The following is a 24,575-nucleotide window of genomic DNA, read 5'->3' as shown; positions in this document are numbered from 1 at the left end:
GTGGTTTTAGCACAAAAGGAAAGGGCGCTGAGCGCCCTTTTTTGTTGCCTGCGATCCGCATTAACTATGCAGGAATTACGGTGCAGGAATAGTGAAGCGTTTGTGGATATTTTCCAGGTCAGCGAGGATTTCTTCGTCAAGTGTCAGGTTCTGACTGTCGATGTTGATCTTCAGCTGTTCCATGGTCGTCGCGCCGAGCAGCGTGCTGGCCACGAACGGCTGCTGACGCACAAAGGCCAGCGCCATTTGTGAAGGATCCAGATTGCGTTTCTTCGCCAGAGCCACATATTCGGCAATCGCCGCTTCTGCCTGCGGTGAAGAATAACGGGTGAAGCGGCTGAACAGCGTATTACGCGCACCCGCCGGTTTCGCACCGTTCAGGTATTTGCCGCTTAAGGTGCCGAACGCCAGGCTGGAATACGCCAGCAGTTCAACGCCTTCGTGCTGGCTGATTTCTGACAAACCGATTTCAAAGCTGCGGTTCAGCAGGCTGTACGGGTTTTGAATCGACACGATGCGGGGCAAATCGTGTTTCTCCGCCAGTTGCAGATAACGCATCACGCCCCACGGGGTTTCGTTAGAAACACCGATGTAGCGGATTTTTCCGGCACGTACCTGTTCATTCAGTGCTTCCAGCGTTTCCAGCAAGGTCACCGGAGACTGTTCTTCGGTGTACTGATAACTCAGTTTGCCAAAGAAGTTGGTCTGACGCTGCGGCCAGTGCAGCTGGTACAAATCCAGATAATCTGTATTCAGACGCTTGAGGCTGGCATCCAGCGCGGCGCGGATATTTTTGCGATCCAGCATCTGAGCCGGGCGGATAGCGTTGTCACTACCACGGGAAGGTCCCGAGACTTTGCTCGCCAGAACAATCTTCTCACGGTTGCCGCGGGCTTTGAGCCAGCTGCCAATATAACTTTCTGTCAGTCCCTGCGTCTCTGGACGCGGAGGAACGGGATACATTTCGGCGGTATCAATCAGATTGATGCCTGCTGAAACGGCGTAATCGAGCTGCTGATGGGCGTCGGCTTCGCTGTTTTGTTCACCAAAAGTCATGGTGCCAAGTCCCAGTAAGCTCACTTCTAAAGAACTGTGGGGTATACGGTGATATTGCATTGCCGGTCTTCCTTTATATCTGAGAATGTCAGGCTAATGAAAAAGCGCCTCAACTGACTATATACAAGGGAATCATCAGGGGGAAGTGGCAGAGAGTGCCGGTCATCTGAGCAGGGCGGGGAATGAGCAAAAGAGCCGGTAAAAACCGGCTCTTATCGGACAGGACTGATACTTAACTTAACGCTTCATGACCTGACTTACGTTATCGTTGTTGATCTGGCGTTCATTGCCTTGTTCATCGGTGTAGCTCAGCAGACCGGTGGATTTATCCAGCTTTGGTTTGCCATCGGTCAGGATCATGCTGCCGTCTTTGGTCGAGATGACGTAATCGCTGGCGCAACCTGCCAGGGTAAAAACCAGCATTGCGGCACCGACCATCATCAATGTTTTTTTCATCATTATTATCATTCCTTTTATGTACGACAAGAGAGTCAGATTCTAGCGTAGCAAAACGTTTTAAAAGTGGCAGAAAAGGTGATTAAAATTTTCTAAATGCGGCGATCAAAGCAAAAAATGCCGGGCGAGCAATGCCGAGGTAAAACGCTTCTTAAGATAGAAACCGCGAGGCAACGTCAGGATCGGTTGCCCGAATTCGCCGATGGCTTCGGTCAGCGCCTTACTGTTCGCGGCCTTTGGCCTGATTTGTAAAAACTCGCCATGACGGGCAGTGATGCTTTCTACTTTGCCCAGCACAATCAAATCCATCAGTTCTTCCCAGTCCTGACGCAGTTGTTCATCTTCTTCAGGAGAAGGCTGCCACAGCAACGGCGCACCAATATGACGGTCTGACAGCGGGATCTGACGTTCGCCTTCAACCGGTATCCACAGCACCCGCGCCAGTTTGTGGCGCACATGGCTGCTTTCCCACGTCACACCGCTGTTGCCGGTTAAAGGTGCGACACACACAAAGGTAGTTTCCAGCGGCTTGCCACGGGAATCCACCGGAATGGTTTTCAGCTCAATGCCAATGTCAGCAAAATCCTGCTCAGGTTTACTGCCGGCTATCGCACCAAGATAAACTTCCAGCAACATGCCGACCCAGCCTTTCTCCCGTTTAAGGTTTTCCGGAATAGGGAGTCCCGCATGCGCCGCCAGTTCGCCCAGCGTGTGACCCGCCAGCGACTGCGCGCGTTGCAGCAGTTCCTGTTCGTGACGGGGCGGTGAGGTCGCGGGTAAAGGAATAGACATAAAAAACAACGCTCAGTTAAATGATTAATTTTTGTACTGCTTTGTGCAGGAACAATGAATAAAAAGTTATCCCTGTGGAGTAATGAAATAATAGCATGATTTACCTTAGGTTTTTTTCCGCTTTCTGGTCTCTTTTATTCACATTTGATTAGGTTGATCACCTGTTGAAGGCGACAATAAACAGGATCTTCCACCTACTTATCCACAGATTTCTTGGATAACCCTGCCTTTTACCGATCACTGGTTCGATTTACAGGCTTGACGGAAGGGGTTTTATGCAATTTTTGCCCTGATGACGTCAACTTTTAAACGATCGCTGTGGATAAAAACGACATTGGTGGATCTTTCACCAGGTCACTGTGCAGTGTGAGATAACTCTCATTTTTGACCGTGGGATAACTTCAGTTATTGTGAGTAATGTTATGTTTTATAGTGATTTTATGGAAATCCATTTTGCTGGCAAAAATAAGTTCAGCAGAGTTTTACCCCGCTTACTCTTAAGTTCTTCACATATCTATCCACAGAAAAAGTGAATAAAATCGCGGGTGATTTCCAAAATCTGTTTATAACTTCGAGGTTAACGGAGAGTTATCCCATTTTTATTCATGCTCATCGGCATTAACCAGTGGTTTACCGCCTGTTGGTAGTATGAAACAATCAGAACATCTATGATTTTAAGCTATTGAGGTAGTCCGGTGATCGATGATGATGGCTACCGCCCGAATGTTGGTATCGTAATCTGTGACAAGCAGGGTCAGGTATTGTGGGCCAGACGATACGGTCAGCACTCCTGGCAGTTTCCGCAGGGGGGCATAAACCCCGGTGAAACCGCTGAGCAGGCCATGTACCGCGAGCTGTTTGAGGAAGTGGGGCTTGGCCGTAAAGATGTACGTATTCTGGCTTCAACCCGTAACTGGTTACGTTATAAATTACCAAAACGTTTGGTGCGTTGGGACACAAAGCCGGTTTGTATCGGCCAAAAGCAAAAATGGTTCTTGCTGCAACTGATGTGTAACGATGCTGATATCAATATGCAGCGCAGCAGTACGCCTGAATTTGATGGCTGGCGTTGGGTGAGTTTCTGGTATCCGGTTCGTCAGGTGGTTTCTTTTAAACGCGATGTTTACCGTCGGGTGATGAAAGAGTTTTCCACCACGATTATGCCGATGCAGGAAGTCTCCCTTCCCAGGACATCACCCGCTTATCGTCGTAAAAGAGGCTAAGTCACGAAGAGATGCTCACGCGTTTGCGAGAAATTGTTGAAAAGGTAGCAATGGCGTCCAGCCTCAATGATGCGCTGGATGTACTGGTCAATGAAACCTGCCTGGCGATGGACACAGAAGTGTGTTCCGTCTATCTCGCTGACAATGACCGCCGTTGTTATTACCTGATGGCGACGCGAGGTTTGAAAAAACCTCGCGGGCGGACTATTACTCTGGCGTTTGATCAGGGGATTGTCGGTCTGGTAGGGCGTCTTGCCGAGCCTATTAACCTTGCTGATGCGCAGAGCCATCCCAGCTTTAAATATATTCCTGCCGTAAAAGAAGATCTGTTCCGATCCTTTTTAGGCGTACCGATCATTCACCGTCGTCAGTTGCTTGGCGTGCTGGTTATCCAGCAACGCGAACACCGCCAGTTCGATGAAAGTGAAGAGTCATTTTTGGTCACGCTGGCGACGCAGCTGGCCGCGATCCTTTCTCAGGCACAGCTTAATGTGCTTTACGGACGCTTTCGTCAGACCCGTGTCCGCGCGCTTGCGGCATCGCCGGGTGTGGCTATCGGTATCGGCTGGCAGGACAGCTCGCAGCCCTCGCTCGAGCATGTTTATATGGCGTCCACGCTTGATACGGTGCGTGAACGCGAACGTCTGACCCGCGCACTGGAAGATGCTGGTGCTGAATTCCGTCGTTTCAGTAAGCGTTTTACTGCCAGTGCGCAGAAAGAAAGCGCTGCGATTTTCGATCTCTATTCCCACCTGCTTAACGATGCACGCCTCAAGCGCGAGTTGTTCGCGCAGATTGATCAGGGCGCTGTGGCGGAGTGGGCGGTCAAAAAGGTGGTTGAGGAGTTTGCCGCTCAGTTTGCCAGTTTGCAGGATACTTACCTGCGTGAGCGCGGCAGCGATTTACGTGCGCTGGGTCAGCGACTGGTTTTCCATCTCGATGACACGATCCAGGGCAATACCCAGTGGCCTGAGCGTTTTATTCTGGTTGCCGATGAGCTGACGGCTACTTTGCTGGCCGAAGTGCCGCAAGACCGGCTGGCCGGTGTCGTGGTTCGCGACGGCGCCGCCAACTCCCATGCGGCGATTCTGGTGCGCGCAATGGGCGTGCCGACCATTATGGGCGCTGATATTCAGCCTGCACTGCTGAGCCAGCGACAACTGATTGTTGATGGCTATCGTGGCGAGTTACTGATTGACCCCGAACCCGTGCTGGTCACGGAATATAAACGTCTGATCAGCGAAGAAATGGAGCTGAGTCAGAAAGCTGAAGACGACGTTGAGCAACCCGCCGCGCTGAAAAGTGGCGAACGGGTGAAAGTGATGCTCAATGCCGGTCTGAGTGCCGATCACGAAAAACTGTTCGGCAGCCGCGTTGACGGTGTCGGGCTGTATCGCACGGAAATACCGTTCATGCTGCAAAGCGGCTTCCCTTCTGAAGAAGAACAGGTCGCGCAGTATCAGGGCATGTTGCAGCTGTTTCCGCAAAAACCGGTCACCCTGCGCACGCTGGATATCGGTTCTGATAAACAACTACCGTATATGCCGATCAGCGAGGAGAACCCTTGTCTGGGCTGGCGTGGTATCCGTATTACTCTCGATCAGCCTGAAATTTTCCTCATTCAGGTACGCGCGATGCTGCGTGCTAATGCGGCGACCGGTAATCTCGGCATTCTTCTGCCCATGGTGACCAGTCTTGAAGAGATTGACGAGGCACGTCGTTTAATCGATCGTGCCGGACGTGAAGTTGAGGAACAACTCGGTTACGAGCTTCCACGGACACGTCTTGGCGTGATGATCGAAGTCCCTTCCATGGTCTTTATGCTGCCAGCGCTGGTCGGAAGGGTTGAGTTTATCTCCGTCGGTACCAACGATTTAACGCAGTATCTGCTGGCGGTGGATCGCAACAACACCCGCGTGGCCGGGCTCTATGACAGCCTGCATCCGGCGATGCTGCGCGTGCTCAGGCAGATTATCACCAGTGCAGAAGTCGCCGGACTGGACGTCAGTTTGTGTGGCGAAATGGCGGGTGATCCGATGGGCGCATTGCTGCTTACCGGCATGGGGTTCCGTAACCTCAGCATGAATGGACGCAGCGTCGCCCGTGTAAAATACCTGCTGCGACGCATTGATTTAGCCGATGCAGAAGAGCTGGCCGGACGGGTGTTACAGGCGCATTTCACCACGGACGTGCGTCAAATGACCGCCGCATTTATGGAAAGACGCGGACTGGGCGGCCTTATCCGCGGCGGTAAATAAGCGCCGGACGCCAGGTTTTGCGCTGCAGTATTCTCATCCTGATCGCACTCTGGTGCGGGATGAGATGATTTTTTACAGAACTTTTCCAGCGGCTTAGCCCCGGAAAACCTTCCGGCTATGCTACTATTCGCTCCCTGCTGGCCCCTGACCGGGCAATAATGATAAACAATTTGTGGTGATAGATGAGCAACAGCTATCTGGCGTTTCCCCAGTTTGATCCGGTGATTTTCTCAATCGGACCGGTATCTCTTCACTGGTACGGACTGATGTATCTGGTCGGTTTTGTCTTCGCAATGTGGCTGGCGGTACGCCGTGCTAACAAGCCAGGCAGCGGCTGGACCAAAGACGAAGTTGAAAATCTGTTGTACGCGGGTTTCCTCGGTGTCTTCCTCGGTGGTCGTATCGGTTACGTATTCTTCTACAATCTGCCTTTGTTCCTCGAAAACCCACTGTATCTTTTCAAAGTGTGGGACGGCGGCATGTCCTTCCACGGCGGCCTGATTGGCGTAATCGTGGTCATGCTGATTTTTGCCCGTCGCACTAAGCGCAACTTCTTCCAGGTTGCCGATTTTATCGCTCCGCTGATCCCGTTTGGTCTGGGCGCGGGTCGTCTTGGTAACTTTATCAATGGCGAGCTCTGGGGCCGCGTGACCACGGATGTGCCATGGGCAATGCTGTTCCCGGGTTCCCGTCAGGAAGATATTGCGATTGCCGCCGCTGACCCGAAATGGCAGCCGCTGCTGAACCAGTACGGCGTGTTGCCGCGCCATCCTTCTCAGCTGTATGAACTGCTGCTCGAAGGTATCGTACTGTTCATCATCCTGAACGTATTTATCCGTAAATCCCGCCCGATGGGCGCGGTATCAGGCTTGTTCCTGATCGGTTATGGCTTATTCCGCATCATCGTTGAACACTTCCGCCAGCCAGATGCACAGCTTGGTTTGTTCGACGGGATCATCAGTATGGGACAGGTGCTGTCCATCCCAATGGTTGTCATTGGCCTGATTATGATGGTCTGGGCATATCGCCGTCCGCAGAAACAATTGTCGTGAGGTAACATGAAACAGTATCTGGATTTAATGCAGAAAGTGCTCGATGAGGGCACCCCTAAAGCCGACCGTACCGGTACGGGCACGTTGTCGATTTTTGGTCATCAGATGCGTTTCAACTTGCAGGAAGGTTTCCCGCTGGTCACGACCAAACGCTGCCATTTACGCTCCATTATTCATGAACTCCTGTGGTTCCTGAAAGGCGAAACTAACATTGCTTATCTGCGTGAAAACAATGTCAGCATCTGGGACGAGTGGGCTGACGAAAACGGCGACCTTGGACCGGTTTACGGCAAGCAATGGCGTGCCTGGGGTGCGGCTGACGGCAAGCAAATCGACCAGCTGGCAAATGTGGTTGAACAGCTGAAGAAAGACCCTGACTCGCGTCGTATTATCGTGTCTGCATGGAACGTGGGCGAACTGGATAAGATGGCGCTGGCACCTTGCCACGCTTTCTTCCAGTTCTATGTGGCCGACGGTAAATTGTCCTGCCAGCTGTACCAGCGCTCATGCGATATCTTCCTCGGCTTGCCGTTCAATATCGCCAGCTACGCACTGCTGGTGCATATGATGGCGCAACAATGCGACCTCGAAGTGGGTGATTTTGTCTGGACGGGTGGCGATACGCACCTGTACAGCAACCACATGGAACAGACGCATCTGCAACTGAGCCGTGAACCTCGTGCGTTGCCAAAACTTGTTATTAAACGCAAACCGGCCTCCTTGTTTGATTACAACTTCGAAGATTTCGAGATTGAAGGGTACGATCCGCACCCTGCAATCAAGGCACCTGTCGCTATCTGATCCTTCGTTGTATGCCGCCTGACGCTTGCGTCAGGCGGTCATTCCCCCTCTTCTCCTGCTTTCCAGCTGCCCCACTTTTTACGCCTTTTCCTGACAATTGCTATCCCGATTTATATCCCGGTGCTATCCCTGCGAGACATCACGCAACTTTTTTGTCGCGTGGATTTCGTTGCATCGAAAGTCCTCACGACATCCTGGAAAAAATGACTCTGCCAGTGGCAGAAAAAATCTAAATGCCTATTTTGGCCGCATGAAAACATTTGAGCGGGCAGGGGAAGAGGGAATGTCGCTGATTGAAATGATGGTTGTCGTGGCTCTGGTCGCCATGTGTACGTTGTGGGGGATCCACAGCTGGCGCAATTACCAGCAGGCATTAAAGCTTGAGCAATCTGCTCAGCAGCTGCGTTTGTATCTGTTCGGGGTGCAGGCAGAAGCCAATAATTACAATCGCTCTGCTGTCTTATGGGGCATTGCCGGCACTGATGGATGCGTGGGAACCGGAACTTCTCCTTCAGGTTGTGATAATGCTGTGGGAAAAATATTCGCCACCCGTGGATCCGGTGTGGAGTTACTTGCTGTCAGTGAAAAAAGCATGGGCTTTTACGGGCTGCGTAATGCGGCGCTGGCCGGGCATATCACACTGAAAAATTCAGCGGGAAGTTTGCGGATCGTACTTTCTGTCAGAGGACGGTTGCGTACGTGCAGTGAAGCGCAGCCATTGTTGGGCATCGGCTTATGCCAGTGAGCATACCCCGCTGTCAGGGGTTCACGTTACCAGAAGTCATGATAGCAATGGGGATTGGCAGCATGCTGATGCTCAGTGCCGCACAAATCTATCCGCTGATGCGTCAGAGAAGCCAGAGCCTGGGCCGGCATTATCAGCTCGAGCAACTTTTACGCCAGACTACTTTTGCTATTGGCAAAGATATTCGTCGGGCCGGTTTCTGTAACGGAACCTGTGAGGGCAAATCTGTCATCATCGGCAATGCTGCGGGTGAAGCGGCGAGTTCCTGCATCCTTGTTATCTATGACCTGAACCGTAACGGAAAATGGGATAAGCCCGGGACGGCGGAGTCTGAATACTTTGGTTATCGTTTACGTCAGGGCGGTATTGAGGTTCAGCGCGGGGCAGGTGATTGCAGCAGTTCAGGGTGGGAAAAATTTCTCGACCCTGCTGAAGTCAACGTGACCCGGTTTGTGGTAACCGAGGTAGCAACAAGTGGCTCCGGCCGCCTGTATTCACTGCAACTTGACGCCAGCTGGAGCAAAAATCCTTTTATCCACCGGCAGGTGACCGAAATGATTGCAGGCCACGTTTTATGACAGCGGCTGAAATGCGCGATTCGGTCAGACAGCGGGGTAGTACGATGATCCTGAGTATTATGGTGATGATGGGGTTGGGGTTGATTGCCCTAAACTCACTGCAACAGCAACTTTCCGCGGGACTGGCGCTGACATCGAATCAGCATCGTTATGTTATTGCCTGGGAAAATGCAGCATCAGCGTTAGCGTGGGGTATACGCCAGTCATGGAAAGACAGCAGCGAACCTTTCTGGCAGTGCCGGAATGTGGCAGCAGGCATCATCGCTTCAGGCACCGGCAGAGTGTGTGTCCGGCCTTCATTGCGCCAGGATATTTTCCTGTTTCGTGGCGAAGGAAAAATGGCAGAAGGCAATGAATCTGTTATGCAATATCAGCAGGTCAGTGTGAAAAAGCAGGCCAGCGGAGAGATGATTTTTTCACCCCTAAAACAGGGATGGCTGGATTTTTGCCCTGAGGCTGATGAGCAGGTCTGCAATGAATGAAATCCAGAAAGAACAACAAGGCTTTAGTCTGACAGAGGCTCTGATTGCAATGTTGTTGCTGTCAGTGTCGATACTTGGACTCCTGAACTACTACCAGTCGCTGACATACGGGTTTATGCGGCAGTGGCAGGTTCAGCAGGCGTGGGCAGAAGCACATTCTCAGCTTGAAGCCTATTCATTGACAGGAAAGGGCACTGAGCCTTTTGTCGCGGGTTGGGAATTTCAGCTTACTGGCATTTCAGATGCACAATCCTGCAAGTTAGTCAGTGCTAAGATTCAAACGCCGGCAAAATATCATGCAATGTTGCAGCGCCTGATATGTAATTTCAGCCCCTGAAACGGTGTCCGTCAGCGGCATAACGAAGGACAAAAATACGCTCAAGCCACTTGCAATGGTGAGCTAACAGCTTAGAGTGGTTTAACAGGGTTATTTTTCCCTGTTGGAACATTTGGCTTTATGGCTAAAACGTGACGGAACACAGGAAGAAAATCCCAATGCGATTTTTTTCACAACTATCCTGTTTCTGCGGGGTCTGAACAGACTCATCTGCTCAAAACAGCTTGTTGAGGTTCATCTGTTGTTGAACCCTGTATTTATTGCCCGTGTGGCACGTTTATTCGATTTAGGGAGTGTGGCAATGTTAAAACAGGTTACCCGTATTTCCGGGTTACTGTTGTTATTGACCTTTTGGGCCCCTGTTGTTTCAAGTGCAGCCGACTGGCAGCCTTATCCACAAGCTATCAATAAAAGTCAGAACGACCCGCGTCAGTATCAGGCCATCAAACTGGCGAATGATATGACCGTTTTGCTGGTATCTGATCCTCAAGCCCCCAAGTCTCTCGCTGCACTGGCTATTCCTGTCGGATCACTGGAAGATCCCGGTTCCCAATTAGGCCTGGCTCACTATACCGAACACATGTTGCTGATGGGTTCTAAGAAATATCCTCAGCCTGAAAGCCTTTCTGAATTCCTTAAGAAACACGGCGGTAGTCATAACGGCAGCACGGCGTCTTACCGCACGGCCTTTTATCTGGAAGTGGAAAATGACGCTCTGCCTGAGGCCGTTGATCGCCTTTCCGATGCCATTGGCGAGCCTTTACTGGATCCCGCTAATGGCGACCGCGAGCGTAATGCGGTCAACGCTGAGCTGACGATGGCACGCTCCCGCGACGGAATGCGCATGGCGCAGGTTCGCGCAGAGACATTGAACCCTGAGCATCCGGCAGCCCGTTTCGCCGGGGGGAATCTGGATACCCTGAAAGACAAACCCGGCAGCAAGCTGCATGATGAACTGACGGCTTTTTATCACCGCTATTATTCCGCTAACCTGATGGTCGGCGTGATTTACAGTAATAAGTCTTTGCCGGAACTGGCAGAACTGGCCTCAACGACCTTTGGTCAGATAGCCAATCATCACGCGGTGGTTCCGCCAATCACGGTGCCCACGTTAACCGCTGAACAGAAAGGGGAATTCATCCATTTTGTTCCTGCACAACCCCGCAAAGAATTACGCATTGAATTTGCCATCGATAACAACAGCGCAGATTTTCGCAGTAAAACTGACACCTATATCAGCTATCTGATTGGCAACCGCAGCCCGAATACACTCTCTGACTGGTTACAGAAACAGGGTTATGCTGACGGGATAAGTGCCGGTGCTGATCCGATGGTGAACCGTAATATGGGCGTCTTCAATATCTCGGTTTCCCTGACGGATAAGGGTCTCGCACAGCGTGACACCGTGATTGCTGCTGTATTCAGTTATCTCAACGAGATGCGCGCCAGGGGTATTGAGAAGCCCTATTTTGATGAAATTGCGCACGTGATGGCGCTCGACTTCCGGTATCCGGCATTAACGCGGGATATGGATTACGTCGAATGGCTGGTGGATACCATGCTGCGCGTACCGGTTGAGCACGTTCTCGATTCGCCTTATCTGACAGATCAATACGACCCCAAAGCCATTGGGTCCCGTCTGGATGAAATGACGCCGCAAAATGCGCGCTATTGGATAATCAGCCCAAATGAGCCGCACAATAAAGTGGCTTACTTTGTGAATGCGCCTTATCAGGTCGATAAAGTGCCGCCTCAGACTTATGAGCAATGGAAAACCATCGGGCAAACTATCGCGTTATCACTGCCGGCACTGAATCCCTATATCCCCGAGTCACTCGCGCTGGTGACCAAAGACTCTAAAGCGACAAAACCTGAACTGCTGGTGGACGAAAAAGGTTTACGGGTGTTCTACATGCCCAGCAGATACTTCGCTGACGAGCCAAAAGCCAATGTGACCGTTTCTTTCCGCAACGATCAGGCGCTCAGCACGGCTAAAAATCAGGTGCTGTACGGTCTTACGGATTATCTGACTGGCGTAGCGTTCGATCAACTGAGCTATCAGGCGTCCATCGGTGGGATTACTTTCGGCACATCGCCGGACAATGGCCTGCAATTTACAGCTACAGGTTTTACCGAGTGCCTGCCTGATTTGCTGGCAGCGCTGGTAGACAATTATCCTGACTTCAAACCGACTCAGGAACAGCTGGATCAGGCGAAATCGTGGTATCTCGAACGACTGGCTTCGGCAGATAAAGGAAAAGCGTTTGAACTTGCGCTGCAACCTGTTCAGCTGCTTTCCCGCGTGCCTTATACCGAGCGCAGCGAACGAGAAAAACTGGTTTCCGCCATCACCCTTGAAGACGTGAACGCTTACCGTGAACAACTGGTACATCATGCCGCCGTAGAAGTGATGGTTGTCGGTAATATGACTGCCGCTCAGGTTAAAGCCATGTCGCAACAGATCATGCAAAAGCTTGGCGCACACGGAGACAAATGGTGGCGTGGCGAGCAGGCGCAGGTGACTGAGCCGGTAAAAGCCAATATTCAGCGTGTCGGGACCAGTTCGGACTCCGCGCTGGCTGCCGTTTATGTGCCAACAGGTTACGATGAAGTCCAGAGTATGGGATACAGCGCACTGCTCGGGCAGATTATTCAGCCCTGGTTCTACAGCCAGCTGCGTACTCAGGAGCAACTGGGATACGCTGTCTTTGCTTTCCCTATTCCTGTCGGAAAACAGTGGGGGATTGGTTTCCTGCTACAAAGTAACAGCAAACAACCTGACTATCTGTATCAGCGCTATCTGGCATTTTATCCACAAGCCGAAAAACGCCTGCGTGAAATGAAAGATGCTGAGTTCCTGCAGTACAAGCAGGGTCTGGTCAACGAAATGCAGCAGAATCCGCAAACCCTGGACGAGGAAGCCGACAGATTCGGTAATGATTTTAGTCGCGGAAATGCGCAATTTGATACCAGAGCGAATGTCATCCGCGTGATTGCCGGTCTGACACAAACCCAGCTGGCGGATTACTTCCAGAAAGCGGTGATTAAGCAAGAAGGGCTGGCGATGTTGTCTCAGGTTTCGGGCAATGACAGCAAAACACCGCAATATGCCGCACCGGAAGGTTTTAAAACCTGGCCAGATACGTCGACATTGCAGAAAACGCTAGAACCCAATTCTGCTGAATAATTTTGCAGGAACCAGCAGAAAACTAAAAAAGGACGCTTTTGCGTCCTTTTTGTTTTCTATAAGTCACCGTTCAGTACGGAAAGTTACAGCTCAGATATCAGGATTTTTGAACGGCGCTGATAGTTGTACATTTCCTGTTTCTGGATCGGCAATACATCTACCTCTGCCGGTTTAAAACCGCGCTCCTGGAACCAGTGAATGCTGCGCGTCGTAAGGACAAATAAACGGTTTAGCCCCATCATTTTTGCCTGGCTGGCAACACGCTGCAGCAGCATCTCACCCCGTGAAGAACTGCGGTAATCCGGATGAACGGCAACGCAGGCCATTTCGCCAATGCCTTCGTCATGGAACGGATAGAGCGCGGCGCAGGCGATGGTCAGATTATCCCGTTCGATAATCGTGAATTTATCGATTTCCATTTCCAGCTGTTCACGGGAACGGCGCACCAGAATGCCCTGTTGCTCCAGAGGGCGGATCAGTTCAAGGATACCGCCGATGTCGTTAATGGTGGCGCGGCGAACCTGTTCAGCGCTCTCCATGACGATTTGCGTACCGATGCCATCGCGGGAGAACAATTCCTGAACCAGCGCACCGTCTTCCTGATAACTGATCAGGTGGCTGCGACGAACGCCGCTGCGGCAGGCTTTCACCGCACCACGTAGGAAGCGCACTGTGCCGGAAAGATAATCGCCACTGGATTCCATCTGATCAATCCGTTCCTGCGCGTCATTCGGGAATAATTCGGAAATGATATTACCTTCCTCATTAATAACCCCCTGCGACGAACAGAAGCCGATCATTTTCTCGGCTTTAAGCTTAATCGCCAGCTGCGTTGCCACTTCTTCTGATGTCAGATTGAAGCTTTCACCCGTAACGGAAACTGCAACCGGACCAAGCAATACAATGGCATTGCTGTCGAGCTGACGATGAATGGCTTCTTCATCAATACGGCGGATACGGCCGCTGTGGCAGTAATCGATACCGTCATCTACACCCAGCGGCTGCGCGATAATAAAGTTGCCGCTGACCACGTTGATGTGAGCGCCCTGCAGTGGCGTATTATTCAGGCTCATTGAAAGCCTGGCGGTGATATCAAGCTGTAAAAGGCCGGCAGCCTGCTTAACCAGTTCCAGTGAACGGGCGTCAGTGACGCGGATATTTTTATGGTAAATCGGTTCGTAATTGTGCTCAGAAAGGTTCGCGTCAATCTGCGGACGGGCACCATAAACGACCACCAGACGAATACCTAAGCTGTGTAACAGACCGATATCATTGACAATATTACTGAAGTTCTCATGTTCGATGGCTTCACCACCGAGCATGACAACGAAAGTTTTGCCACGGTGAGCATTGATATAGGGAACTGAGTGGCGAAATCCCTGAACCAGTTCAGTACTACGTTCCTTCACGGCAAAACCTCGTTTGAATTTTTATTCGTAATTTTTGTATTTTTATTCTTTTGGAGCCGTGTGGCAAGTAAGAAATCTCTGTTTTTGAATTAACACTCATTACAAACAGGCAACAAATTGATAAATCGAATAAATGCTAGGGAATGACATGCGGGATTCGATTCGCTAGAATTCGCAAACTGATTTTTTTATCACCTGTTTTTTACTTTTAGATACTTTTGAGACTGCATGACTGACGATAATCACAATCCCGGACGACGACGCCTTCTTCAAACCGTAGCTGCCTCCTGGATGCTTAGTGTCAGTAAAGTAGGTTTTGCCGCCAGCTCACAGGTTATCGCGGTACGCATCTGGCCTTCCTCGACGTATACCCGTATTACTCTTGAATCCAGCACTCCCTTAAAATATAAGCAGTTTCTGCTTAATGATCCGCCGCGAGTGGTCATTGATATTGAGGGCGTCCACCTGAACAGCGTGCTTAAAGGTCTGGGCGAGAAAGTTCAGCAAAGCGATCCTTATATCCGTCAGGCGCGGGTAGGGCAGTTCGATACCAAAACGGTTCGTATGGTGCTGGAACTCAAGCGGGCCATCAGTCCGCATGTCTTTACGCTTAAACCAGTGGCGGAGTTTCATAACCGTCTGGTTGTCGACCTTTATCCGCAAGAAGGGGACGTCAGTGTTCAGGATGATCCTCTGCTGGCGTTACTGGAAGATTACAATCGCGGGGATGTCGCAAGAACGCTGCCGCCGGAAACCAGGAAAGACGGTCAGGCAGGGCGCAGCAGGCCGCTGGTGATCATGCTTGATCCCGGCCATGGTGGAGAAGACCCGGGCGCTATCGGAAAATACAAAACCCGCGAGAAAGATGTCGTATTGCAGATTGGCCGAAGGTTACAGAAGCTGATCGCGCGTGAACCCAATATGAAAGCGCATATGACCCGCAACGAAGACGTATTTATCCCGCTGAAAGTCCGCGTGGCAAAGGCGAGAAAGCTGCGGGCAGATCTGTTTATCTCTATCCATGCGGATGCGTTTACCAGCCGGGCTGCCAAAGGATCGTCGGTGTTTGCGTTATCAACGAAAGGCGCAACCAGTTCAGCGGCACGTTTTCTGGCACAAACGCAGAATGAATCCGACCTGATAGGCGGCGTCAGCAAAAGCGGTGACCGCTATCTCGATCATACGATGTTTGATCTGGTTCAGACGGCGACCATCAGTGACAGCCTGAAATTCGGTAAAGAAGTGCTGACGCGGATGGGCAAGATTAATCATCTGCACAAAAACAAAGTCGATCAGGCGGGATTCGCTGTGCTGAAAGCGCCGGATATTCCTTCGATTCTGGTCGAGACGGCGTTTATCAGTAACATCAATGAAGAGAAAAAACTTCGGACTGCGCATTTTCAGCAGCAGGTGGCGGAGTCCATTCTGGCGGGGATCAAAGCGTACTTTGCTCAGGGCGGGATGTCTGCGAGGGGATGAGTTCGATGTGACGCGGGAAGTGCGTTCCCGCTGTTTACCGGAATTCAGATACAAAAAAACACCCGTTAAGGTGCCTGATGTTTTACTGCTTAATGATACTGATTTTTAGTAGTTGGTTGCGGGGGCCGGATTTGAACCGACGACCTTCGGGTTATGAGCCCGACGAGCTACCAGGCTGCTCCACCCCGCGTCCGTCACTACTTAGCACTGCTTTACTTCATCACATTATCCGAACTGAGCATCTTCATACTTCAGTCTCGAATTGGTTGCGGGGGCCGGATTTGAACCGACGACCTTCGGGTTATGAGCCCGACGAGCTACCAGGCTGCTCCACCCCGCGTCCGTATACTGCTTTACTTCATCGTACAATTCAACTGAGCATTTCATACATCGAAATCGAATTGGTTGCGGGGGCCGGATTTGAACCGACGACCTTCGGGTTATGAGCCCGACGAGCTACCAGGCTGCTCCACCCCGCGTCCGATGGAGGCGAACTATACTCCCCATGAGATTTCGTGCAACCCTTTTTTGAATTTATTCAAATAAAGCACTTAGTTGCTGGCTTTTTATCCACAAAATGGCCGTTTGAAGCACAATTTGGGTCAGTACACTTTTTTCGACTGTGACAATTCCTTTCTGACAGGCCGTTTGTTATCGTTTCGCCAGTCATTTCCCTGAATGTAAGAGAGCGCGGCAATAATGAAAGGACGTTGGAGTAAATATCTGCTGGGTGGTCTGGTGATAGCGGTACTGGCGGGATGTTCCTCGCGACCCACCGACCGTGGCCAGCAGTATAAAGATGGTCGCCTCGATAATGCGCTTGAATACGTGAATGAGCCGAATGCGACGGGCAAACCGGTTAATGCGCTGGATTACTCCAATCAGGTTGCCGCAGTTCAGATTGCCTCTTCTTCTTTATACGGTCGTAACAACACGACATTTCAGGCTGTCGAACAATGGTTACGATCCGGCGCGGATACCCGCAATCTGAGCCAGTACGGCATCAGCGCTTATCAGATGGAAGGTGCTGACAATTTCGGTAACGTTCAGCTGACCGGCTATTACACGCCAGTGGTACAGGCGCGTTATACGCGTCAGGGTGAATTCCAGTATCCGCTTTACCGTATGCCACCAAAACGGGGTCGTCTGCCTGACCGTGCCTCGATTTATTCCGGAGCCCTGAGCGATAATTACGTCGTCGCCTGGACCAATTCCCTGATGGATAACTTCATGATGGAAGTGCAGGGCAGCGGGTATGTCGATTACGGCGATGGTCGCCCGTTCATGTTCTTTGGTTATGCCGGCAAGAATGGCCATGCTTACCGCAGTATCGGCAAAGTGCTGATCGACCGTGGTGAAGTGGCGCGCGAAAACATGTCGATGCAGGCTATCCGTCAGTGGGCCGATACACACAGCGCGGCAGAAGTCCGTGAACTGCTGGAGCAAAACCCGTCATTCGTGTTCTTCAAGCCTGAGCCTTTCGCGCCAGTTCGCGGTGCCAGCGGCGTTCCGCTGATTGCCAAAGCCTCGGTAGCGTCTGACCGTTCGCTGATCCCGGCGGGGACAACATTGCTGGCAGAAGTGCCTGAGCTGAATGATAAAGGCAAGTTTACCGGTAAATATCACATGCGCCTGATGGTAGCACTGGATGTCGGCGGAGCGATTAAAGGACAACATTTCGATATGTATCAGGGTATTGGCCCTGACGCCGGACATTCTGCCGGATTTTATAATCACTATGGACGCGTCTGGGTGTTAAAATCAGCGCAGAACGGCAAACCGCTGTTCACGGCCTACGCGCCCTCTAACTAGATTTCGACACAACGCACTGAGGTTTATCTTTTCATGACAGCTACCTATTCCGACGCTTATCAGCAACGTTTTGGCGGAACTGCCCGGCTTTATGGTCAGCAATCGCTGGAGTTGTTCTCGCAGGCGCATGTCTGCGTTATTGGTATCGGCGGAGTGGGCTCATGGGCGGCGGAAGCGCTGGCGCGAACCGGCATTGGCGCGATAACGCTGATTGATATGGATGACGTCTGCGTGACCAACACCAACCGTCAGATTCATGCCTTGCGTGAAAATGTCGGGCAGGCGAAAACAGAAATCATGGCGCAGCGTATTCTGGCGATTAATCCCGAGTGCAAGGTGACGTGTATAGACGATTTTATTACGCCTGATAACGTCGCTGAGATGCTCGACCAGGGTTTCAGCTACGTTATTGATGCTATTGACAGCGTGCGGCCAAAAGCTGCTCTGCTGGCTTATTGCCGTCGTTATAAGATCCCGGTGGTAACGACAGGCGGTGCGGGCGGGCAGATCGATCCGACACAAATCGCGGTCGTGGATCTGGCGAAAACTATTCAGGATCCGCTGGCGGCAAAACTGCGTGAGCGTCTGAAAAGTGATTTCAACGTGGTGAAAAACAGCAAAGGTAAGCTCGGAATTGACTGTGTATTTTCCAGCGAACCGCTGATGTACCCGCAGGCAGATGGTTCTGTGTGTGCCTCAAGGGCAACGGCAGAAGGGCCGAAACGGATGGATTGCGCTTCCGGTTTTGGGGCGGCGACGATGGTTACCGCGACGTTTGGCTTTGTCGCGGTATCTCATGTGCTGAAGAAAATGATGGCGAAAGCACAGCGTCAGGCTCAGGCCGCCTGACGGGCAAGAGCGATAACGCCTGCTGCCAGCGCGTTAAGTCCGCTTGTGCGGCTGGTGCTGAGCTGCTCACGCAATCCTAATACATCAAATAACGCCAGCGGATCCCGCTTTAAGATCTCGTCTGGCGTTTTGCCTTCTACGGCAGTCAGTAATACGGCCAGCAAACCTTTCACGATCCGACCTTCACTGTCGCCATAAAAATGCATCGTCCCGTTCTCTGATTTTTCCGCGCCAAGCCAGACCCGGTTTTCACATCCAGATAGCTCATTTTCTGGTGTTTTCAGCGCCGTATCCAGCGGTGGTAGGGATTTTGCGAGCAGGATTAACTGGCGGTAGCGGTCTTCCCACTGACGAAATGACGCGAATTTTTCGGTCAGTGAGGCTTCAGTGATCTCATGGCCGAAAGGATGTGGCGCTGACATGGTATTCCCCAAACAATGAATTAATCGGCTAACAGGTCGAGAGCGTATTTTACCGCACCGACCAGCCGCGTGACGTCCTGTTCATTATTATACGGCGCAAATGAGGCCCGTAATGTTCCGCTGATGCCCAGAGCATTCATCAGTGGCTGAGCGCAATGCTGTCCGGCGCGCAAGGCGATCGCCTGTTCGGCCAGCAAAGCTACCAAATCACTGTGATGTACACCGGCAATATCGAATGCCAGAACGGACGAATGGTGACAGCGGAAACTGCGGAAGCCTTCAATCTGCGCAAGTTGTTCTTCAGCCAGTGTCGCCAGCTGTTGTGCATATTTCTCTGCTGCGGGCAGATCGACAGTTTTTAACCATTCCAGCGCAGCAGACATGCCGATCACACCGGCAATATTTGGCGTTCCTGCTTCGAAGCGGTGCGGAACAGCCTGCGGCGTGAAATCTGTCATGGAAGCCTGCGTCAGCATTTTCCCGCCGCCCTGCCATGGCGACATACTGTCGAGTAATGCTGTTTTGCCATACAGCACGCCGATGCCGGTCGGGCCGTAAAGCTTATGACCCGAGAAAGCATAAAAGTCGATATCGAGACGTTGTACATCTGACGGACAATGCACCACACCTTGTGCGCCATCGATAAGCACGGGCGTGCCGTTTGTGTGCGCCAGTTCAACGGCGCGGGCAATATCAGGCATTGCGCCCGTCACGTTCGACATTTGCGTCAGCGCCAGCAGGCGTGTCTTATTGCTCAGCAGGCGGGGAAGGGCGTCGATCTCGGGTATGCCCTGTTTATCCACCGGCAGCGTAACAACGTGCGCCTGACATTGCTGCGCCACCATCAGCCACGGAATAAGGTTCGCGTGATGTTCTGCCTGACTGACGATAATCTCATCACCCGGTTGCAGTCGTGGGCGCAGCCAGCTTTGTGCCACCAGATTGATAGATTCCGTGGTTCCCCGCGTCCAGACGATATTTTCGCTACGTGGCGCATTAATCCATTGCGCCATCTTTACTCTGGCCTGCTCGTACTGTTCCGTCAGGGTTTGCGCCGCACGATGCTGGCTGCGGTGAACGGTAGCGCCTTCCTGAGAGTAGAAATTCACGGTGGCGTCGATCACTGCCTGCGGCTTCAGCGCGGTGGCTGCACTGTCGAGATAGCATTGTCCCTGGGACAGTGCAGGAAAGTGCTGACGGAAAACGGCGGGGTTAAAGTCTTTCATACCAATTCAGATCCTTCAGCCTGAGTTCAAAAATGCAGGTTTTTTGTAACACAAGCCGCTTATTCATTTTAGGAATGGTTACCTGGAAATTTATCAGAAGTTTGTTATGCTGAATTACGTTAACTAAATACATTAGCCTGGAAGTTTAACCAGGATTTTTAAGCATTTTAATCTGCAAGGAGTCTATGATGAAGAAGATCGCCGCCGTAATTTCAGCTGCACTGCTGACCACAACACTTGCCGCCTGTTCAAGCAACTACGTGATGCATACCAACGATGGCCGTACCATTGTTGCTGATGGCAAACCTAGCACGGACAATGATACCGGTATGATCAGTTATACCGATGCGTATGGCAACAAGCAGCAGATCAATAAATCTGAAATCAAAGAAATGGCAGAAGGGAACTAATCCCTCAGGTGCCCCCCCCGAGTGTATGAATCCGGGGTAACCTCACGTTCTGCTCTATGACAAAACCGGCTCTTCTTGCGATGAGGCCGGTTTTGTCACATTATGCGCCCGCATTCCTGTCTCTTTGCCCCAAACTTTTTGCTCCATATTTTTTGCCCCAAACACAGGCAAAAAAAAAGCACCGCAAATAGCGGTGCTGAAAAATCACTTTGGACAGACAGGGTAATGTACAGGAAGTGAAAAGTTTGTAGCATTCAAGCTACGTGTCTGGATTGCCAGACAATTGCAAACACAACATCACAACCACAAGCCAAAAGTATTTCAGCATCCTCATACCAATCTACTTTTCGTTCCGGCTCAGGAAGTGGCGCCACTATAGGTTTTTGCCTGTACATCCTCAACGGACAAATTATAATGTCTCGGATTAAAAAAACTAATATCTAAATCCGCGGACAGGTGCTCCGCTTACCGGCGAATAAGAAGTACCCATTCTATGTCAAAACGTTTACCGCCTTTGAATTCTCTGCGGGTATTTGATGCCGCAGCGCGCCACCTTAGTTTTACTAAGGCTGCCGAGGAATTGTTCGTCACGCAGGCCGCCGTTAGCCACCAGATTAAGTCACTTGAGGACTTTTTAGGGTTAAAACTGTTTCGCCGGCGCAATCGCTCATTGTTACTGACCGAAGAAGGGCAGAGCTATTATCTGGATATTAAGGAGATATTCTCATCCCTGAATGAGGCGACGAGAAAACTCCAGGCACGCAGCGCGAAAGGCGCTCTGACGGTGAGTTTGCCGCCGAGCTTTGCGATTCAGTGGCTGGTGCCAAGATTGTCTGGCTTTAACTCAGCTTATCCGGGCATCGATGTGCGCATCCAGGCTGTGGATCGCGAAGAAGACAAATTATCCGACGATGTCGACGTGGCGATTTTCCACGGCCGGGGCAACTGGCCGGGGCTGCGGGCCGAGCGTTTATATGCTGAGTATTTACTTCCGGTTTGTTCTCCTTCTTTACTGATGAGCGATAATCCGCTGAAGGAACCGGCAGATTTAAGCCACCACACTTTGCTGCATGATGCTTCCCGCCGCGACTGGCTGGCCTACACCAAACAGCTCGGGTTACAACAAATCAATGTCCAGCAGGGGCCTATTTTCAGCCATAGCGCGATGGTGGTTCAGGCCGCCGTCCACGGGCAAGGTATTGCGCTGGTGAATAATGTCATGGCGCAGACTGAAATTGAGGCCGGACGTCTGGTCTGCCCGTTCAGCGAAGTTTTAATCAGTAAAAATGCTTTTTATCTGGTTTGTCATGACAGTCAGGCAGAACTGGGTAAAATAGCCGCCTTTCGTCAGTGGATCCTCGCGCGCGCAGCCAGCGAGCAGGAAAAACTGCGCTTTCGTTTCGATCAGGCATGAAGCCGGATCGCCTGGGAGAGAAAGTCCAGGGTCTGCTTATCAGACTGATTACTTGGGATTTTCATCGGCTAATAACGATAACAGGTAACGCACAATGACCAGTCGTTCAATGTTGATCTTCGCCGCAATCAGCGGCCTTATCTACGTCGCTTTCGGTGCCTTTGGCGCACACGTGTTGAGTCAGTCGCTCGGCGAAGCAGAAATGGCGTGGATCCACACCGGATTAACGTATCAAAGTATTCATACGCTGGCGGTGATGATTTTAGGTGTTGCGATGCAGCGCCAGCGTAATGTGTGGTTCTACTGGAGCAGCGCTTTTTTAGCGCTGGGAACCGTGTTGTTCAGCGGCAGCCTTTATTGTCTGGCGCTGTCGCATCTCCGTTTATTCGTTTTTGTAACTCCGATTGGCGGTACCTTGTTCCTGGTCGGTTGGATTTTGATGTTGATCGGCGCACTGCGCCTGAAGAAAAAGGCCGAACGCCATGAATAAAGTTGCTCTCTACTGCCGTCAGGGTTTTGAAAAAGAATGCGCAGCAGAAATTACCGACAAAGCCGCAAAGATGGAAATCTTCGGTTTTGCCCGCGTTAAAGAAAACAGCGGATATGTGTTGTTTGAATGCTATCAGCCAGATGATGCTGACAAGATTGCGAAGAATTTGCCGTTCCGCGAACTGATTTTTGCCCGTCAGTTAATCGTGGTAGGCGAATTGCTGAAAGATTTGCCGCCGGAAGACCGTGTTTCTCCGATCGTCGGCATGGTACAGAACGTGATCACCAACGGCGGTGAGCTTCGCGTTGAAGTGCCGGACACCAATGAAAGCAAAGAGCTTACCAAGTTCTGTCGCAAACTGACGGTGCCGCTGCGTTCAGCGATGCGTGAACGCAAAGTGCTGGGTAAGAAAGAGAATGCGCTGCGCCCTGTGGTGCATGTGTTCTTTATTGCGCCGGGCTGCTGCTACGTCGGGTATTCCTACAGCAACAACAATTCACCCTTCTATATGGGTATTCCGCGCCTCAAGTTCCCGTCTGAAGCGCCAAGCCGTTCGACACTGAAACTGGAAGAAGCTTTCCACGTCTTTATTCCGGCGGATGAGTGGGATGAACGTCTGGCGAGTGGCATGTACGCGGTCGATTTAGGCGCGTGTCCGGGCGGCTGGACGTATCAGCTGACACAACGCAGCATGATGGTCACGGCTATCGACAACGGTCCGATGGCGCCAAGCCTGATGGAAACTGGCCAGGTTATTCATCTGCGCGAAGACGGCTTCCGCTATAAATCCACCAGTACCAAAAACTACTGGCTGGTCTGTGACATGGTAGAGAAACCGGCGAAAGTGGCTGCACTGATGTGTGACTGGCTGGTCAACGGCTGGTGTCGCGAGGCGATTTTCAATCTGAAGTTACCGATGAAAAAGCGTTACGAAGAAGTGTCTAATATTCTTGAGCGCATCGATGAACGTCTGAAAGAAAATGGCGTGAACGCGGAGATCTTCGCGAAACAGCTTTATCATGACCGCGAAGAAGTCACCGTGCATATCCGCCGTTTCTGGTCGGCGATTGGCGGGCGTCGCGATGAGCGTGATCGCTGATACTCTTCATACTTCGAGTTGCTGATGCGTTGGCTGCATGCACTCACCCGAATCACTTACTCAGGTAAGCTCATCGGGATTCACTTACTTGCCGCCTTCCTGCAACTCGAATTATTTTGAGTATCCTGATTATGGCGTTTCTTAATTAAGAAGCGCCTTTTTTACACCCATTTTATGGCAGGCGCAGTTGCTGTAAGTTGCCATCCAGCGCGACGTCGGTTTGCAGCGTTGAAACCCGTTTGCAGATATAAGCCTGTTCACGGTGTTCCTCCAGCTTCTTACGCCACTTTTCCGGTACGCCTTCCAGATTATCGTAAAGTTCATCCAGCGAGCCGGTTTGCTTCAGTAGCGTGACCGCCGTCTTCGGGCCAATGCCCGGCACGCCCGGAATTTTACTGCTGCTGATCCCCGCCAGACCCCAGTAATCGGTCAGCTGTTGCGGCAGAACACCAAAGATTTCCTGCACAAAAGGCATATCCAGCCAGCGTTTCTGGAAGTAATCGCGGATCTGAACATTCGGTGCCAGAAGCTGGCAATAACCTTTATCGGTTGAAACGATAGTGACCTGATGACCGCCAGACGATACTTTTGCCGCCAGCGTGGCTGCCAGGTCATCCGCTTCATTGCCCGCAGAATGCCAGCAGGCGATGCCCTGCGCTTCGAAACCGGCTTTCAGGCTAGGCATTTCTGCAAACAGATTGTCCGGCATCGGTGTGCGTCCGGCTTTGTAATCAGGCAGGCTCTGATGACGCCAGCTGTCGGCGCGGTCATCTTCGTCAAATACGGCAACGGCGTGCGTGGGCTGAGTATGCTGAATCAGCTGGCCGATGGCATTCTGGCAGGTAACAAGACAAGGCGAGCCCTGAACTGCATGAATACGGCGGATCAGGTTCAGGGCGTCGATAATAAGCAGATGTATTGCCATAATAATCTCCATAATAAAGGCGACTTACGTCGCCCTTAGATCTGCTTTAGAAGTGTGCTTGCCGTGTGAGCGG

Annotated in this window: 23 protein-coding genes and 3 tRNA genes; 16 read left to right on the top strand and 10 right to left on the bottom strand. The window is 51.5% G+C overall.

Annotated elements, in window-relative coordinates; all coding sequences use genetic code 11:
- Window positions 1-75: 75 nt before the first annotated feature.
- From CKQ54_RS20720 to mutH, 3 genes are all read right to left on the bottom strand, one after another.
- A complete protein-coding gene (locus CKQ54_RS20720; protein ID WP_112288296.1) occupies window positions 76-1,116 on the bottom strand; it encodes an NADP(H)-dependent aldo-keto reductase in 1,041 nt (346 codons plus the stop codon).
- Between the two features lie 177 nt (window positions 1,117-1,293).
- The gene (locus tag CKQ54_RS20715; protein WP_167459677.1) at window positions 1,294-1,512 is read right to left on the bottom strand and encodes a YgdI/YgdR family lipoprotein; all 219 of its coding nucleotides are present in this window, start codon (window positions 1,510-1,512) and stop codon (window positions 1,294-1,296) included.
- Window positions 1,513-1,617: 105 nt separating this feature from the next.
- Complete coding sequence (gene mutH, locus CKQ54_RS20710) at window positions 1,618-2,304, bottom strand: DNA mismatch repair endonuclease MutH (protein ID WP_112288298.1); 687 nt, start codon at window positions 2,302-2,304, stop codon at window positions 1,618-1,620.
- Window positions 2,305-2,999: 695 nt separating this feature from the next.
- On the opposite strand from mutH, the gene rppH reads away from it, so the two are divergent.
- The 9 genes from rppH (at window position 3,000) to ptrA (ending at window position 12,967) form a co-directional block, all read left to right on the top strand.
- A complete protein-coding gene (gene rppH / locus CKQ54_RS20705; RefSeq protein ID WP_013574162.1) occupies window positions 3,000-3,527 on the top strand; it encodes an RNA pyrophosphohydrolase in 528 nt (175 codons plus the stop codon).
- An 11-nt stretch (window positions 3,528-3,538) separates the two neighbouring features.
- Window positions 3,539-5,785 (top strand): phosphoenolpyruvate--protein phosphotransferase, encoded by a 2,247-nt coding sequence (ptsP, locus tag CKQ54_RS20700; protein ID WP_112288299.1) that lies wholly within the window; start codon window positions 3,539-3,541, stop codon window positions 5,783-5,785.
- Between the two features lie 182 nt (window positions 5,786-5,967).
- A complete protein-coding gene (gene lgt / locus CKQ54_RS20695; RefSeq protein WP_112288300.1) occupies window positions 5,968-6,837 on the top strand; it encodes a prolipoprotein diacylglyceryl transferase in 870 nt (289 codons plus the stop codon).
- 6 nt (window positions 6,838-6,843) lie between these two features.
- Window positions 6,844-7,638: a thymidylate synthase gene (gene thyA, locus CKQ54_RS20690; protein WP_113877596.1), complete on the top strand. Its 795-nt coding sequence runs from the start codon at window positions 6,844-6,846 to the stop codon at window positions 7,636-7,638.
- 283 nt (window positions 7,639-7,921) lie between these two features.
- Window positions 7,922-8,383 (top strand): prepilin peptidase-dependent protein, encoded by a 462-nt coding sequence (locus CKQ54_RS20685; protein ID WP_113877597.1) that lies wholly within the window; start codon window positions 7,922-7,924, stop codon window positions 8,381-8,383.
- The gene (locus CKQ54_RS20680) at window positions 8,374-8,961 is read left to right on the top strand and encodes a prepilin peptidase-dependent protein (RefSeq protein ID WP_112288303.1); all 588 of its coding nucleotides are present in this window, start codon (window positions 8,374-8,376) and stop codon (window positions 8,959-8,961) included. Before CKQ54_RS20685 ends, CKQ54_RS20680 begins: the two co-directional genes overlap by 10 nt.
- Window positions 8,958-9,443 (top strand): YgdB family protein, encoded by a 486-nt coding sequence (locus tag CKQ54_RS20675; protein WP_244220238.1) that lies wholly within the window; start codon window positions 8,958-8,960, stop codon window positions 9,441-9,443. The genes CKQ54_RS20680 and CKQ54_RS20675 overlap by 4 nt, the downstream gene beginning before the upstream one ends.
- Entirely contained in the window at window positions 9,436-9,780 is a 345-nt protein-coding gene (locus tag CKQ54_RS20670) for a prepilin-type N-terminal cleavage/methylation domain-containing protein (RefSeq protein ID WP_120163093.1), read from the top strand. The genes CKQ54_RS20675 and CKQ54_RS20670 overlap by 8 nt, the downstream gene beginning before the upstream one ends.
- Window positions 9,781-10,081: 301 nt before the next feature.
- Entirely contained in the window at window positions 10,082-12,967 is a 2,886-nt protein-coding gene (gene ptrA / locus CKQ54_RS20665) for a pitrilysin (protein ID WP_120163115.1), read from the top strand.
- A gap of 83 nt (window positions 12,968-13,050) precedes the next feature.
- Here the strand turns inward: ptrA and argA are convergent, their stop codons facing one another.
- Complete coding sequence (gene argA, locus CKQ54_RS20660) at window positions 13,051-14,376, bottom strand: amino-acid N-acetyltransferase (RefSeq protein WP_112288305.1); 1,326 nt, start codon at window positions 14,374-14,376, stop codon at window positions 13,051-13,053.
- Window positions 14,377-14,604: 228 nt separating this feature from the next.
- On the opposite strand from argA, the gene amiC reads away from it, so the two are divergent.
- Window positions 14,605-15,855 (top strand): N-acetylmuramoyl-L-alanine amidase AmiC, encoded by a 1,251-nt coding sequence (gene amiC / locus CKQ54_RS20655; protein ID WP_120163094.1) that lies wholly within the window; start codon window positions 14,605-14,607, stop codon window positions 15,853-15,855.
- Between the two features lie 113 nt (window positions 15,856-15,968).
- Here amiC and CKQ54_RS20650 read toward each other — a convergent pair.
- From CKQ54_RS20650 to CKQ54_RS20640, 3 genes are all read right to left on the bottom strand, one after another.
- Window positions 15,969-16,045 (bottom strand) — tRNA-Met (locus tag CKQ54_RS20650).
- A gap of 73 nt (window positions 16,046-16,118) precedes the next feature.
- Window positions 16,119-16,195, bottom strand: a tRNA-Met gene (locus CKQ54_RS20645).
- Window positions 16,196-16,257: 62 nt separating this feature from the next.
- A tRNA-Met gene (locus CKQ54_RS20640) sits at window positions 16,258-16,334 on the bottom strand.
- A 220-nt stretch (window positions 16,335-16,554) separates the two neighbouring features.
- On the opposite strand from CKQ54_RS20640, the gene mltA reads away from it, so the two are divergent.
- Complete coding sequence (mltA, locus tag CKQ54_RS20635; protein ID WP_112288307.1) at window positions 16,555-17,667, top strand: murein transglycosylase A; 1,113 nt, start codon at window positions 16,555-16,557, stop codon at window positions 17,665-17,667.
- Between the two features lie 33 nt (window positions 17,668-17,700).
- A complete protein-coding gene (gene tcdA / locus CKQ54_RS20630) occupies window positions 17,701-18,516 on the top strand; it encodes a tRNA cyclic N6-threonylcarbamoyladenosine(37) synthase TcdA (protein WP_112288308.1) in 816 nt (271 codons plus the stop codon).
- Here the strand turns inward: tcdA and csdE are convergent.
- A complete protein-coding gene (gene csdE / locus CKQ54_RS20625; RefSeq protein WP_120163095.1) occupies window positions 18,504-18,938 on the bottom strand; it encodes a cysteine desulfurase sulfur acceptor subunit CsdE in 435 nt (144 codons plus the stop codon). The genes tcdA and csdE overlap by 13 nt on opposite strands.
- A 20-nt stretch (window positions 18,939-18,958) precedes the next feature.
- Complete coding sequence (csdA, locus tag CKQ54_RS20620; RefSeq protein WP_120163096.1) at window positions 18,959-20,164, bottom strand: cysteine desulfurase CsdA; 1,206 nt, start codon at window positions 20,162-20,164, stop codon at window positions 18,959-18,961.
- 188 nt (window positions 20,165-20,352) lie between these two features.
- Here csdA and CKQ54_RS20615 point away from each other — a divergent pair, with 188 nt between their 5' ends.
- The 4 genes from CKQ54_RS20615 to rlmM all read left to right on the top strand — a co-directional run bounded on the left by CKQ54_RS20615 (window position 20,353) and on the right by rlmM (window position 23,577).
- On the top strand, window positions 20,353-20,574 hold the full coding sequence (locus CKQ54_RS20615) for a YgdI/YgdR family lipoprotein (protein WP_112288311.1): 222 nt from the start codon (window positions 20,353-20,355) through the stop codon (window positions 20,572-20,574).
- Window positions 20,575-21,067: 493 nt separating this feature from the next.
- Entirely contained in the window at window positions 21,068-21,988 is a 921-nt protein-coding gene (locus tag CKQ54_RS20610; RefSeq protein ID WP_112288312.1) for a transcriptional regulator GcvA, read from the top strand.
- A 94-nt stretch (window positions 21,989-22,082) separates the two neighbouring features.
- Window positions 22,083-22,478 (top strand): DUF423 domain-containing protein, encoded by a 396-nt coding sequence (locus tag CKQ54_RS20605; RefSeq protein ID WP_120163097.1) that lies wholly within the window; start codon window positions 22,083-22,085, stop codon window positions 22,476-22,478.
- Window positions 22,471-23,577, top strand: coding sequence for a 23S rRNA (cytidine(2498)-2'-O)-methyltransferase RlmM (gene rlmM, locus CKQ54_RS20600; protein ID WP_113878228.1), 1,107 nt, complete (start codon window positions 22,471-22,473; stop codon window positions 23,575-23,577). Before CKQ54_RS20605 ends, rlmM begins: the two co-directional genes overlap by 8 nt.
- A gap of 172 nt (window positions 23,578-23,749) precedes the next feature.
- Here the strand turns inward: rlmM and xni are convergent, their stop codons facing one another.
- Entirely contained in the window at window positions 23,750-24,502 is a 753-nt protein-coding gene (gene xni, locus CKQ54_RS20595) for a flap endonuclease Xni (protein WP_120163098.1), read from the bottom strand.
- Between the last annotated feature and the right edge of the window lie 73 nt (window positions 24,503-24,575).

Origin of the sequence: Rahnella variigena (genome assembly GCF_003610915.1) — a bacterium.
GTDB classification, from domain to species: Bacteria; Pseudomonadota; Gammaproteobacteria; order Enterobacterales; family Enterobacteriaceae; genus Rahnella; species Rahnella variigena.
This window is presented reverse-complemented; position numbering and strand designations above follow the sequence as displayed.

Bases quoted from the DNA above. Each gene is read 5' to 3' on its own strand.
- csdE (WP_120163095.1), bottom strand. From the start codon at position 18,938: ATGTCAGCGCCACATCCTTTCGGCCATGAGATCACTGAAGCCTCACTG.
- CKQ54_RS20675 (WP_244220238.1), top strand. From the start codon at position 8,958: ATGACAGCGGCTGAAATGCGCGATTCGGTCAGACAGCGGGGTAGTACG.
- mutH (WP_112288298.1), bottom strand. From the start codon at position 2,304: ATGTCTATTCCTTTACCCGCGACCTCACCGCCCCGTCACGAACAGGAA.
- thyA (WP_113877596.1), top strand. From the start codon at position 6,844: ATGAAACAGTATCTGGATTTAATGCAGAAAGTGCTCGATGAGGGCACC.
- CKQ54_RS20615 (WP_112288311.1), top strand. From the start codon at position 20,353: ATGAAGAAGATCGCCGCCGTAATTTCAGCTGCACTGCTGACCACAACA.
- CKQ54_RS20610 (WP_112288312.1), top strand. From the start codon at position 21,068: ATGTCAAAACGTTTACCGCCTTTGAATTCTCTGCGGGTATTTGATGCC.
- ptsP (WP_112288299.1), top strand. From the start codon at position 3,539: ATGCTCACGCGTTTGCGAGAAATTGTTGAAAAGGTAGCAATGGCGTCC.
- CKQ54_RS20685 (WP_113877597.1), top strand. From the start codon at position 7,922: ATGTCGCTGATTGAAATGATGGTTGTCGTGGCTCTGGTCGCCATGTGT.
- mltA (WP_112288307.1), top strand. From the start codon at position 16,555: ATGAAAGGACGTTGGAGTAAATATCTGCTGGGTGGTCTGGTGATAGCG.
- lgt (WP_112288300.1), top strand. From the start codon at position 5,968: ATGAGCAACAGCTATCTGGCGTTTCCCCAGTTTGATCCGGTGATTTTC.
- tcdA (WP_112288308.1), top strand. From the start codon at position 17,701: ATGACAGCTACCTATTCCGACGCTTATCAGCAACGTTTTGGCGGAACT.
- CKQ54_RS20605 (WP_120163097.1), top strand. From the start codon at position 22,083: ATGACCAGTCGTTCAATGTTGATCTTCGCCGCAATCAGCGGCCTTATC.
- ptrA (WP_120163115.1), top strand. From the start codon at position 10,082: ATGTTAAAACAGGTTACCCGTATTTCCGGGTTACTGTTGTTATTGACC.
- csdA (WP_120163096.1), bottom strand. From the start codon at position 20,164: ATGAAAGACTTTAACCCCGCCGTTTTCCGTCAGCACTTTCCTGCACTG.
- amiC (WP_120163094.1), top strand. From the start codon at position 14,605: ATGACTGACGATAATCACAATCCCGGACGACGACGCCTTCTTCAAACC.
- CKQ54_RS20680 (WP_112288303.1), top strand. From the start codon at position 8,374: ATGCCAGTGAGCATACCCCGCTGTCAGGGGTTCACGTTACCAGAAGTC.
- xni (WP_120163098.1), bottom strand. From the start codon at position 24,502: ATGGCAATACATCTGCTTATTATCGACGCCCTGAACCTGATCCGCCGT.
- rlmM (WP_113878228.1), top strand. From the start codon at position 22,471: ATGAATAAAGTTGCTCTCTACTGCCGTCAGGGTTTTGAAAAAGAATGC.
- CKQ54_RS20670 (WP_120163093.1), top strand. From the start codon at position 9,436: ATGAATGAAATCCAGAAAGAACAACAAGGCTTTAGTCTGACAGAGGCT.
- CKQ54_RS20715 (WP_167459677.1), bottom strand. From the start codon at position 1,512: ATGAAAAAAACATTGATGATGGTCGGTGCCGCAATGCTGGTTTTTACC.
- CKQ54_RS20720 (WP_112288296.1), bottom strand. From the start codon at position 1,116: ATGCAATATCACCGTATACCCCACAGTTCTTTAGAAGTGAGCTTACTG.